Raw genomic sequence first — 12,067 nt, 5'->3', positions numbered from 1 at the left:
GAATGAGTGAAACTATACGCTATTCCGTTGTCATTCCGGTCTTCAATGAGGAAGCCGTCATCCATGAAACGTACCGCCGCTTGAAGGCCGTGATGGAGCGGACGCAGCAATCCTACGAGCTGCTGTTCGTCAATGACGGCAGCCGCGATGCAACTGCCGACATCCTGCAGGAGTACAGCCGATGGGATTCGACGGTAAAGCTGATCGATTTCTCCCGGAACTTCGGCCATCAAATCGCCATTACAGCAGGTATGGATTACGCCTCGGGAGATGCCGTCATTGTCATCGATGCGGATCTGCAGGATCCGCCAGAGCTCATTTCGGATATGATTTCCAAATGGAAGGAAGGCTATGACGTCGTCTACGCCAAGCGGACGAAGCGCAAGGGCGAATCCTTTTTCAAAAAGCAAACGGCCCGCCTCTTCTACCGGCTTCTGCATGCATCAACGGATATCTCCATCCCTGTCGATACCGGAGATTTTCGCTTACTGGACCGCAAGGTATGCGACGAAATGAGCCGTATTCCCGAGAACAACCGCTTCGTGCGCGGATTGGTCAGCTGGGTAGGCTTCCGGCAAACGGCTATCGAATATGAGCGGGACGAACGGCACGCAGGAGAAACGCACTACCCGTTCAAAAAAATGCTGAAGCTAAGCCTGGACGGCTTAACGTCCTTTTCCTACAAGCCGTTGAAATTGGCGAGCTATCTGGGTTTTACGCTCTCCGTATCAGGATTCATCTATATGCTGTTCGTTTTGTACGCCCGGCTATTTACGGAGGCCACCATTCCGGGCTGGACATCCCTTACGATCATCCAGCTCTTGTTCAACGGCTTTATCCTCATCATGCTCGGTATCGTCGGCGAATATATCGGCAGGATTTATGACGAAACGAAGGGCCGGCCGCTCTACATCGTCCGGCAAAGCTATGGGATCGATAAATCATTGCCGAAACGGGAGATCCATGGCGGGGAAAACCGATGAATAAGGGGCACTTTTCGAAATTGATCAGATTCAGCATTATCGGCTCGCTCAATTCCGGTATCGATATCGCCGTATTCGCCGCTCTCACTTCCATTTCGATTCATTACCTGCTGGCGCAGGGGATAGCTTTTTTCTGCGGAGTCATCAACAGCTATGCATGTAACCGGTCGTGGACGTTCCAGCAGCAAGGCAAAGCCGATCACCGTGAATTCGTGAAGTTTCTGGTGTTGAACGGCGTCGTGCTGCTTTTTACCTCCTGGGTGTTATCCATCCTTTATACGCAAGCTGGACTGCCTTTGCTTGTCAGCAAGCTCGCTTCCGCTATGGCGGGAGCACTGATTAATTTTACCGGAAGCCGATGGTGGGTGTTCCGATTATCCCAAGATTAGGAGTGAACAGGATGAAAATTAGAAAAGCAGTCATTCCCGCAGCGGGATTAGGTACCCGCTTCCTGCCCGCTACGAAGGCGCAGCCTAAAGAAATGCTGCCGATTGTAGATAAGCCGGCCATTCAATACATTGTCGAAGAAGCGGTACAGTCCGGCATTGAAAGTATCATTATCGTGACGGGAAGAAACAAGAAATCGATCGAGGACCATTTCGATAAATCGTTCGAGCTGGAGCAAACGCTGGCGGAGAAAGGAAAGCTGGACTTGCTGAAGGAGGTGCAGTGCATAACCGATATGGCGGCCATCCATTATATCCGGCAAAAGGAGCCGTTAGGTCTCGGTCATGCAATCTTGTGCGCTCAGCAATTTATCGGTGACGAGCCGTTCGCCGTTATGCTGGGTGACGATATTATGGTTTCGGAAGCTCCGGCGCTGCAGCAAATGATCGACGTGTATTCGGCGTACGATAGCCCGGTTATCGGAGTTCAGCCGGTTGAACTGGAGGACGTTAAGAAGTACGGGATTATCGCTCCTTCCAACCGACCGCTTGGGAATACTTTGTACGAGGTAGACGATCTGGTGGAAAAGCCCGATATCCGGAATGCTCCGTCACAAATTGCGATTATGGGACGTTATATCTTGAAGCCGTCGATCTTTCCGATTCTTGAGCGGATTGACCGAGGGTCCGGCAATGAGTACCAGCTGACGGATGCGCTTCGTGAAGCCGGAAAGCAAGAGAAGCTGCTGGCGCTGCAGCTCGATGCGGATCGTTACGATATCGGTGATAAGCTCGGCTATATGAAGGCGATTATGGAGATCGGATTGCGAAGAGAGGAGCTGCGGCCCCAGCTGCTAGGGTATTTAAAGCAATTGGTCGATCGGGAGACGGAGCTGCAGTTCGCGTATGGCCATGATTCGGTAGAAATATGTTGAGCAAAAAAGAACGGCCGGCTTACAGTTACATGGAGCACGTCTTAAGCTCGTAGTGATAACCACTATCACGAGCTTGGGCTCCATAACGGTAAAGACCGGCCATGGGGGTTACTGGGGGTTACACGTTCACTTCGCGAACAAACGATTTGACCAGCTCGATAAACATCGGCTTCGTCCGGTTCGCCACTTCCATTACCTGCTCGTGAGACAACGGCTCCAGCTCCTCGCCGATCGCCATATCCGTAATGCACGAAATGCCGAGCACCTTAAGCCCTGTATGACGGGCTGCGATCACCTCGCCGACCGTCGACATGCCGATGGCGTCGCCGCCCAGGTTAGCCAGCATCGTAAGCTCGGCCGGCGGCAAATAGTTCGGCCCGCTGATGCCGCTGTAGACGCCTTCCTGAAGGCGGATTTGCTTGCCCTCGCCCTGCATCCGCTGCCCGATGGACTTCGCCAGAGCGCGGTACTCCCGATTGTACGCCTCCGACATATCGGGGAATCTCAGTCCGAGAGCCGGATCGTTCTTACCGATCAGAGGATTGTCTCCGGTCATGTTGAGATGATCCGAAATCAGCATCAAATCTCCTGCCCGGAAGGAGCGGTTCATGCCCCCGGCTGCATTGGTAATGACCAGCGACTGAACTCCCAGCTTCTTCATGACATAGACCGGGAACACGACTTTTTTCATCGAGTAGCCTTCATAATAATGAAACCGGCCTTGCATAACCATAACCTGCTTGCCTTCCAGCGAGCCGATAACGAATTGGCCTGCATGTCCTTCTACCGTTGATACGGGAAAATGCGGGATTTGGTCGTAAGCAATGGTCAATGCTTCCGTAACCTGTTCCGCCAAATCTCCGAGGCCCGAGCCCAGGATGAGGCCGATCTGCGGGCGTTTCCCTTGAAGCCGCTCCTGAATCCAGCTAGCCGCTTCTTCTATTTGCTGCGTATAGGTTTTGTCCAAAACAGCCGTGCTCCTTTCGTCCTGACGACCCTTTTAGCTCAATTGTCCAACGATGCCCAAAATCAGCTTAAGGAATTTGGGCTTCACGCGCTCGGTCGTTTCCATTACTTCTTCGTGGGATAGCGGCTGATCCAAAATGCCTGCGGCCATGTTGCTGATGCAGGAGAAGCCCAACACCTCAATGCCGGCATGGCGGGCGACTATGACCTCCGCCACAGTGGACATCCCTACGGCGTCAGCCCCTAGCGTTCGCATCATCCGGATTTCCGCAGGAGTTTCATAGGTAGGCCCGAGCAGTCCGATGTACACACCCTCCTGCAGCTTGACTCCCTGCTCTTCCGCCACTTTCTTGGCCGTTTGGCGCAATGCGCGGCTGTACGCTTCGGACATATCGGGGAAGCGGACGCCCAGCTCGCTCAAGTTCGGTCCGATCAAAGGATTGCGGAAAGTAAAGTTGATATGGTCCTTAATCAGCATCAGGTCGCCGACTTCATATGACGTATTGATACCGCCCGCCGCGTTTGTAACGAGCAGCGTCTTGACACCCAGCTCCTTCATTACGCGAACCGGGAACGAAACGACCTCCACTCCGTAGCCTTCGTACATATGGAAGCGGCCCTTCATCAGAAGCACGTGTTTGCCTTGAATCGTTCCGAGCAGCAATTCGCCTGCGTGACCTTCCACGGTAGAGACCGGAAAATGCGGAATCTGATCGTATTGGATCACCGTGGCGTTCTCCACCAAGTCCGCAATAACGCCAAGCCCGGAGCCAAGAATCAGGCCGATCGAAGGTGCTTCGGCATACTTGCTGCGGATGTAATCGGCGGCCTCTTGGATTTTGTTAAGCAAAGTTTTGTCTCCCATGGATTAAACCCTCCCTATATGTTGGTTAAGCTTAGGATAGCTCGTGCAAAAAGCTTGTCCCGTTGCCGGTCGATGCCACGCCGAAGTTATCGGCGATGGTCGCTCCGACATCGGCAAACGTGCTGCGTACGCCGAGATTGACCGGCGATGGAAGAGCAGGACTGTACACGAGCAGCGGTACATATTCCCTCGTATGGTCCGTTCCGTGATGAATCGGATCATTCCCGTGGTCGGCGGTTAATATGAGCAAATCGTCAGGTCCGAGACATTGCTGCAGCTTAGGAAGCCATGCATCGAATTCCTCCAATGCTTTGGCGTAGCCTGCAGGATCGCGACGATGGCCGTACAGCGAATCGAAATCGACGAGATTCGTAAATACAAGCCCGTGAAACGGCTTTTGCATATGCTCGATCGTAGCCTGGATCCCGTCCAGGTTGCTCTTGGTCGGGCGTGCTTCCGTGACGCCTTCCCCGGAGTAAATATCGTTGATCTTGCCGATAGCGATGCAGTCCAGCCCGGCATCCTTCAGATGGTTCATCACCGTCGGCTGCGGAGGCTTCACGGCATAATCGTGCCGGTTCGGCGTCCGCTTGAACTCTCCCGGCTTGCCAACATAAGGACGGGCGATGACGCGCCCCACCGCATAAGGGTCCTCCAGCGTCAGCTTTCTTGCGATCTCGCAAGCTCGGTACAGCTCCTCGAGCGGGATGATCTCTTCATGAGCTGCAAGCTGGAACACACTGTCCGCGGATGTATAGACGATCCATGCTCCTGTCTTCATCTGCTCTTCGCCCAGCTCATCTAATATTTCCGTGCCCGAGGCCGGTTTATTTCCGATGACCTTGCGGCCCGTTTCCTTCTCGAATCGTTCGATCAATTCAGCCGGAAATCCGTCGGGAAAGACGTTGAACGGGATTTCGACCTTCAAGCCCATAATTTCCCAATGGCCTGTCATCGTGTCTTTGCCGACCGACACCTCCGCCATTTTCCCATAGCTTGCGAGCGGTCTATCGGCAGGCTCAACCCGCTTCAGCGGCGCTATATTGCCAAGACCGTACTGCTGCATATGCGGCAGCGAGAAGTCCGCGTTTCTCTCGGCAATATGTCCGAGCGTATGGGAGCCGGAATCGCCGAACGACGGTGCGTCAGGCAGCTCTCCTATCCCCACGCTGTCAAGAACAATCAAACATATACGTTGGAACTTCAAGCGGAGCCCCTCCTATTCTTATCCATCTTTTGCTATTATCGCAAAACCTGTGCCTGTTTGCAAAACGCTGCGTCCTGCCATACGGAAAAAAAGCCGGCCAGCGGCCGGCTGAGCTTGTCGAGAAACCCTCGATATGGAAAAAGCGGTAACGGCATCCAGTTGGGGTACCTTCCTCCAGCTGCTGTGGTTTTCAGAACATTCAACTCGAGGGCAGCCCGCGTATGTATCAGCCTAAGTCAACCATTTGCTTCTTTGCTCTCGGATGCGCCTTGTCGTAGACGTCCTTCATCTTGCCGCGGGCGACCTGCACATAAATTTGTGTGGTCGAGATGTCCGCATGGCCGAGCATTTCCTGGACGGACCGCAGATCCGCGCCGTTTTCGAGCAAGTGGGCGGCGAAGGAATGACGCAGCGTATGAGGCGTTATTTCTTTTACGATTTGCGTCTCCGACGCATACCTTTTTATAATTTTCCAAAACCCTTGCCGGGTTATTCTTGTTCCCAAATGATTGATGAACAGGGCCGTCTCCGTCTTGGACTGCTTCAGCAGCTTCGGCCTCATCGTGTTGACATAATGGCCGACAAATTCGGAGGCGATGGCGCCGAGCGGGATTATCCGCTCCTTGGAGGCTTTCCCTACGCAGCGCAGAAACCCCATCTCCAGATTGACGTTGTCGACATCCAGCGAGATGAGCTCCGATACGCGGATTCCCGTTGCATAGAGCACCTCAAGCATCGCTTTATCGCGCATGCCGTTCGGAACCCCCGTTGGAGGCGCGTTAAGCAGCGATTCGACCTCGGCAATCGTCAGCACGCTCGGCAGCCGCTTTTCGAGCTTGGGCATTTCCAGATGCATGGTCGGATCCTGAGCAGCCAGGCGCTCGCGCACAAGAAATTGATAAAATGCCCGTATCGAAACGACGGTTCGCGATTGGGTGGCGGCTGCCCGTCCGAGTCGGCGCAAATGCTGCAAGTAGTTGGTTATATGAATTTTTTTGGTATCCGAAAGCACTTCGATGCCTTGGGTCGGCAAATAGTCGAGATATTGGACAATATCCCGTTCGTAAGATTCCACCGTGTTTTTGGCAAGCCCCCGCTCGTCGGTCAAAAAAAGTACAAACGAGTCCAGTTCCTTTTTCATGATGATTTCCCTTTCCGTGTCATCCCCGCGATGGCCAACCGTGGGAACATCTGTTTCGATCCATTCATAAGAAATTCAACATGAAAGGAAAGAATCCTGCTTTCTAGATGAAAAACTGTTTTGTTTACTCCCCAAGCCAGTAAAACAATTTTAACCGTTCCCCCATCGGTCCCTGGTCCGTTATCATCACGTGATCCTGAAATACTTTGACTGCTTTGCCCGCAGGCTGCCGGTACCGGTGCGTCGGCTCGATCCAATGCGTAACCAAAACCAGCAAATGATACAGAGCATAAGTAAACACCACGAAGACGACCATAAATTTCATTTGATCCTTCAGCTTGCGAAAAGAAAAGATCATAGCCTGTACCTCCTCCCTAAGGATAGACTATGATCCGCAGTATCGAATTATGATGGATCGCTCTGCGCCACTTGGAGGAGCGGTTCCAGCTCCGTATATGGACGTCCGACGGCATCGGCTACGGCCGAATGCGTCACGTGGCCCATAAACGTGTTGACTCCCGGCTTCAGCTCGGGATGTACCTTCAAGGCGGCATGCAGGCCTTTGTCCGCCAGCTCGACGGCATAGGACAACGTCACATTCGTCAAGGCCAGCGTGGACGTTCGGGGCACCGCTCCCGGCATATTCGCGACCGCGTAATGAATCACCCCGTGCTTCTCATAAACGGGATCGCTATGCGTCGTCACCCGGTCGACGGTAGCTATCGTTCCGCCCTGATCTACCGCCACATCCACAATAACCGCCCCCGGCTTCATCTGCTTCACCATATCCTCGGTTACGAGCTTCGGCGCTTTGGCTCCGGGGATGAGGACGGCTCCTATGAGCAAATCCGCTTTTTGCACGGCGCTTGCTATATTATACGGATTCGACATGAGCGTACGGATCCGCCCGTGGAACACGTCGTCGAGGTACCGCAGCCGGTCCGCGCTCCGGTCGATAATCACGACGTTGGCTCCCAGCCCCAGAGCCATTTTGGCCGCATTCGTGCCTACAATGCCTCCTCCGAGGACTATGACGTCCGCCGGCGGGACTCCTGGAACACCTCCAAGCAGGATGCCTCTGCCGCCATAAAACTTTTCCAGAAATTGCGCTCCGACCTGTACCGACATCCGTCCAGCCACTTCGCTCATCGGCGTCAGCAGAGGCAGACTGCCGTTCGGCATCTGGATCGTTTCATAGGCAATGCCGGTCACTTTGCTGTGGAGCAAAGCTTCGGTCAACCGAGGCTCCGCCGCAAGATGCAAGTAAGTAAACAGGGTCAGGTGCTCTCTGAAATACGCGTATTCCTCGGGCAGCGGCTCCTTCACCTTCATGATCATATCGGACTGAGCCCATACGTCCTCCGCCTTGTCCAGCAAGATTGCCCCTTCCTGAGCATAGTCTTGGTCGGCAAATCCGCTGCCCGCCCCGGCTCCCTTCTCAACAAGCACTTGATGCCCATGCTGAATCAGCATACCTGCTCCGCCGGGTGTCAGAGCGACACGGTTTTCATTGTTTTTGATTTCCTTCGGAACGCCTATTACTTGCTGCTTGCCCATGACAGCCTCTCCTTTCGAATGGCTTACTGCTTTCCTATACCCATACGTTCCCCTATTCACGTATGCATTAATCGCGGAAGCCGCGGCGGAAACAACAGTCCGTGTGCCGAATCTTGTACAAGCAACTACCTTTGGCTCTTCGCGCAGCCTCATGGTATACTTTATTCAGAAACTCTCTTTGGGGAAGGGGAACTCATATGAAAAAAATAGGAGCCGAAATTCGAAGCTGGGCAGGCTCCATTGGAGCGGCTATTATTCTCGCCTTGCTGGTTGGCGTGTTTATTATCCAGCCGACCAAGGTGATGGGGCACTCCATGGACCCGACACTGCACGATCAGCAGCGGATTTTTATATCGAAACTATCGCACACGTTCCGCCTAGAACCTGATTACAGCGATATCGTCATCATCGACAGCCGGGTAGACCGCAAACGTAATCTGCTGGACGATATTATGGAGCATCCGTTGATTTCTTTGTTCACAGGCGGGGACGACAACCGCACCGTCTATGTGAAGCGGGTCATCGGCAAAGCCGGGGATGTGCTGGAATTCAAGAACCATCAAGTATATCGCAACGGCGAGCCTCTCAATGAGCCTTATTTGAATGAAACGATGAATTATACGACCAACGAAAAAATTACGGTTCCTGCAGACCATCTGTTCGTCATGGGGGATAACCGGAATAACAGCAAGGACAGCCGAAACATCGGGTTCATTCCTATGGACCACGTTTTGGGGATTAAAATATAAAATGTCGCCGGCCGCCTGATGGCGCCGGTTTTTTCATGCCCTTTTGAACGGATAAACGGCCGCAACAACGCAAAAAACCTCCGTTTGCGTAGAGCAAGCCGAAGGTTTTGTTTGTTTAATTAGTTTTGTTTTTACCCGTACAACGGTGACAGATGCCTTGAAAATCAAGGCGGTGATCCAGAACTTGAAAACCGAATTCCTTCTCCAAGCGTTCTTCGAGCGGTCCCAGCCAATCTTCCATAATCTCATCCACGGCACCGCATTGCACGCAGATTAAATGATGATGATGATGATGAGTGCTGTCGTTTCGCAAATCGTATCGTGCTACGCCATCGCCGAAGTTCATCTTCTCGACAACATGCAGCTCGCTTAAGAGCTCAAGCGTCCTGTACACGGTAGCCAAGCCGATTTCGGGAGCTTTATCTTTGACGAGCATAAATACGTCTTCCGCGCTGAGATGGTCTTCTTCGTTTTCAAGCAGCACACGGACTGTAGCTTCCCGTTGAGGAGTAAGCTTGTAGCCCTGTGACTGCAGCTGCTGTTTGATTTTTTCAATGCGAGATTCCATGCTACTCCCCCTACGGGTTTTGCGATAGCAAAACCTGCTGCGTAAGTCTGCTCCCGGTCAAGGTACGACGAAGTAACACCGTAGCTTTTACTGGGCTTCTCCTTATTATAGGTGGAGGGCGGCTGGAAAGTCAAACCCCAATGTAACCAGCATAGGTGTTACCCACTTCATCATCACCGGAGAAACGTACGCTTCCAGTAGAGCCGCCCCCGCAAGGAGCGCAATGGAAAGCAGTACTGTGGCCGAATATTTCATGAACGGCTCATAAAAGGCGCCCCTGCGCGGCATAAACCGATGCTTCACCATATGGATGGAGAACGCCATCGCCGTTACGCTGCATACAATGAGCGCGGGAATCACAATCAGGTTTTGCGGAGCTACCGAAACGAGCGCAAACAGCAGCCCTTTCCAGGACAGCTGTCCAACCAAATAACCGACCGTGAAGCCTACCAGCACGCCTTTTAAAAAATCAAGGATCCAAATCAGCGGCAGGCCGATCACCGACATACCCAATATCCAGATCATTAGTATCCATTTGATATGCAGGCTGAACGACTGCTGGAACGAGGATTGTACATCCGTGAACTCGCCTTGGTCCACCGAAAGGAAGAAGTTGCTCAAGTGGCGCGAAATTTCCTGCTTCTGCTCTAAAGACAAGGCATTCACCATAACGGCCCCGAATACGACCCCAATAAGAAATATGATGCCTACGAAAACATAGAGCGACAAATGCTCTTTCATATACAGCTGTAGCGAGCGGTTTCGGTTCATGCTGCCAGCCTCCCTTGCATGATTAGTACAAGCATATGAAGGGTAACTAGCAGATATGACCAAAAAAAGCTCGTTACTCGTGCAGGCCTGCAGGTGACTTCGCGGCAACTTTGCCGTAGCGGCCGCCACCGCCGACTTCCAGCACCAGCTTGTTCTCGCGTGCTTGCACAATATAATCGGCGATATCTTGGCCCGCCGCTCGTTCCAGCTGTTCATATGACACCCGGTGAAGCAGATTCATTTCCGTGCCGAATTCAGCTAGGAGCGCATCGAGTCTCTTGGGGCCCAGACCCGGGATGTACTCGAGCGGAACCTGATAGTAGTAAGGCGGACGATAGTCCGGTACATAAGATTCGCCCTCCGGCCGATCTGCAATGTCATAGATGCGGTCCATCACGCCGCGAACGATTTTCTTGCTGCCGCATTGAAGGCACCGTTCCGCCGCTGTCTCCTTATCATCAGCGGTCTCGCCGCAGCCAGAGCAGTAAGTGCGGTGATACTTGCCAAGCCGGGGATTCAAGCCGTAGTTCGCCGTGACGGCACGCCCTTCCCGGCGGGCCAAGGCCAGCCGCAGCTCTTCAAAGCTCGGCTCCGCGAGCTGCAGCTTGTTATATTCGCGGCCGATCTTAGCCAAGGAATGCGCGTCGGAGTTGGTCAAATACGTATAGCGGTCCAGCTCCGAAATATAGCCGGCCATCTCCGAGTCGGCGCTGAGACCGAGCTCTACCGCATCGACCTGGTCCAGATCGAGCAGGTGCTCCATTTGGGTGGAGCTGCTGCCGTATATGCTTTTATGCGGGGTGAAAATGTGCGCCGGCACGAACAAGCCGCCCCGGTCCTTCACCTCCCGCTGCAATTCCCTTCCGGGCACATAAATGCGCTGCGAGCTCAGCCCGACATTTTTCATATGCTTGGCCAGCCATTCGGTGAAGCGCCGCATGGATTCCACCGTCGGCATGTAAGCGAGCAAATGCGCCGGCCCCATCCCGGGATCGCGCACTTCAATCTCGCTGCCTAGTATAACCGTCGTCTGCTGGAAGCGGATTCCTCCGTCAGGCAGTTCTTCCATTTCTCCCTTATCCAAATATTGCAGTATATCTCGCTGTACGGATGGGGATTGGCAGTCGATGATGCCGATCATATCGATGCCCTTGCGCTGCGACGCTTCTTTGGCAATGTTATAGAAGGTCAGATTGTTGGCGGCGCTAATTTTCACCGCTTTTCCTTCTTCCGTCCGTCCGATATGAATGTGCAGATCCGCGTATACCGTTTGCAAGCCCATCCTAGAACTTCCCTGTCAGCTTATACGCTTGCCATGCATACAAGGCAGTGATTGTCTTGGCGTCGCTGATCCGCTGCTCTTTCATATACTGCCATGCTTGCTCCAGCGTAATGCTCTCGCATTCCAGAAATTCATCGTCATCGAGGCGCGTCTCGCCCTTGGTTAAGTTTTCGGCGACATATAGATGCAATATTTCATTCGCGAAGCCGGGCGAAGTATAGAAGGAACAAACATGCCGGATCGAGCCTGCTCGGTAACCTGTTTCTTCCTCAAGCTCCCTTTTGGCTGCTTCGAGCGGTTCTTCGCCGGGATCCAGCTTGCCTGCGGGAATTTCGATCTGGCATTTCTCGAGCGGCTTGCGGAATTGTTCTACCACGAGCATACGGTCGTTATGCAGTGCCAAGACGGCCACAGCTCCCGGATGCTTCACAATTTCCCTCGTTGCCGTCTCACCGTTCGGAAGCTTGACCGTATCTACCTGCAGCGATATGACTTTGCCCTGAAATATGGGCTCCGTCGATAGGGTCACTTCCTCGAATTTATGTTGATTTGTCGTCTCGCTCATGTCTGGTTCCTCCTCCAGTTGGTTATATGAAGCTCCGGCGGACCGAAGCCTGGACTGTCGAACTGCAATCTATTATAGCATATCAATGGATG

General features: G+C 53.2%; 14 protein-coding genes. 4 read left to right on the top strand and 10 right to left on the bottom strand.

Features of this window, described 5'->3' with window-relative positions; translation table 11 throughout:
• Positions 1–2 precede the first annotated feature (2 nt).
• Genes ACFQ88_RS00170 through galU form a run of 3 tightly spaced genes read left to right on the top strand, consistent with a single transcriptional unit; the run spans position 3 to position 2,304 of the window.
• Positions 3–983 (top strand): glycosyltransferase family 2 protein, encoded by a 981-nt coding sequence (locus ACFQ88_RS00170; protein WP_379451269.1) that lies wholly within the window; start codon positions 3–5, stop codon positions 981–983.
• A gap of 20 nt (positions 984–1,003) precedes the next feature.
• A complete protein-coding gene (locus ACFQ88_RS00165; RefSeq protein ID WP_379451268.1) occupies positions 1,004–1,372 on the top strand; it encodes a GtrA family protein in 369 nt (122 codons plus the stop codon).
• Positions 1,373–1,383: 11 nt separating this feature from the next.
• A complete protein-coding gene (gene galU / locus ACFQ88_RS00160) occupies positions 1,384–2,304 on the top strand; it encodes a UTP--glucose-1-phosphate uridylyltransferase GalU (protein ID WP_379451267.1) in 921 nt (306 codons plus the stop codon).
• Between the two features lie 118 nt (positions 2,305–2,422).
• Here galU and ACFQ88_RS00155 read toward each other — a convergent pair whose 3' ends face one another.
• The 6 genes from ACFQ88_RS00155 to ald form a co-directional block, all read right to left on the bottom strand.
• The gene (locus ACFQ88_RS00155) at positions 2,423–3,271 is read right to left on the bottom strand and encodes a purine-nucleoside phosphorylase (protein WP_239634324.1); all 849 of its coding nucleotides are present in this window, start codon (positions 3,269–3,271) and stop codon (positions 2,423–2,425) included.
• Between the two features lie 33 nt (positions 3,272–3,304).
• Positions 3,305–4,135, bottom strand: a complete 831-nt coding sequence (locus ACFQ88_RS00150) for a purine-nucleoside phosphorylase (protein ID WP_379451266.1) — start codon at positions 4,133–4,135, stop codon at positions 3,305–3,307.
• Between the two features lie 31 nt (positions 4,136–4,166).
• Positions 4,167–5,342: a phosphopentomutase gene (gene deoB, locus ACFQ88_RS00145; RefSeq protein WP_379451265.1), complete on the bottom strand. Its 1,176-nt coding sequence runs from the start codon at positions 5,340–5,342 to the stop codon at positions 4,167–4,169.
• 226 nt (positions 5,343–5,568) lie between these two features.
• The gene (xerD, locus tag ACFQ88_RS00140) at positions 5,569–6,483 is read right to left on the bottom strand and encodes a site-specific tyrosine recombinase XerD (RefSeq protein ID WP_239634321.1); all 915 of its coding nucleotides are present in this window, start codon (positions 6,481–6,483) and stop codon (positions 5,569–5,571) included.
• A 124-nt stretch (positions 6,484–6,607) separates the two neighbouring features.
• Complete coding sequence (locus ACFQ88_RS00135) at positions 6,608–6,841, bottom strand: DUF4227 family protein (RefSeq protein WP_379451264.1); 234 nt, start codon at positions 6,839–6,841, stop codon at positions 6,608–6,610.
• 47 nt (positions 6,842–6,888) lie between these two features.
• The gene (gene ald, locus ACFQ88_RS00130; RefSeq protein ID WP_379451263.1) at positions 6,889–8,040 is read right to left on the bottom strand and encodes an alanine dehydrogenase; all 1,152 of its coding nucleotides are present in this window, start codon (positions 8,038–8,040) and stop codon (positions 6,889–6,891) included.
• Between the two features lie 197 nt (positions 8,041–8,237).
• Here ald and lepB point away from each other — a divergent pair, with 197 nt between their 5' ends.
• Positions 8,238–8,789: a signal peptidase I gene (lepB, locus tag ACFQ88_RS00125; RefSeq protein ID WP_239634318.1), complete on the top strand. Its 552-nt coding sequence runs from the start codon at positions 8,238–8,240 to the stop codon at positions 8,787–8,789.
• Positions 8,790–8,904: 115 nt separating this feature from the next.
• Here the strand turns inward: lepB and fur are convergent, their stop codons facing one another.
• From fur to ACFQ88_RS00105, 4 genes are all read right to left on the bottom strand, one after another.
• Positions 8,905–9,357, bottom strand: coding sequence for a ferric iron uptake transcriptional regulator (gene fur / locus ACFQ88_RS00120; protein WP_239634317.1), 453 nt, complete (start codon positions 9,355–9,357; stop codon positions 8,905–8,907).
• A gap of 105 nt (positions 9,358–9,462) precedes the next feature.
• Positions 9,463–10,128: a stage II sporulation protein M gene (gene spoIIM / locus ACFQ88_RS00115; protein WP_239634316.1), complete on the bottom strand. Its 666-nt coding sequence runs from the start codon at positions 10,126–10,128 to the stop codon at positions 9,463–9,465.
• 73 nt (positions 10,129–10,201) lie between these two features.
• Positions 10,202–11,410 (bottom strand): endonuclease Q family protein, encoded by a 1,209-nt coding sequence (locus ACFQ88_RS00110; protein WP_379451262.1) that lies wholly within the window; start codon positions 11,408–11,410, stop codon positions 10,202–10,204.
• Position 11,411: 1 nt separating this feature from the next.
• A complete protein-coding gene (locus ACFQ88_RS00105; protein ID WP_379451261.1) occupies positions 11,412–11,975 on the bottom strand; it encodes an NUDIX domain-containing protein in 564 nt (187 codons plus the stop codon).
• Between the last annotated feature and the right edge of the window lie 92 nt (positions 11,976–12,067).

The sequence above is a fragment of the Paenibacillus sp. NPDC056579 genome (assembly GCF_042793215.1).
GTDB lineage: Bacteria > Bacillota > Bacilli > Paenibacillales > NBRC-103111 > Paenibacillus_S.
This window is presented reverse-complemented; position numbering and strand designations above follow the sequence as displayed.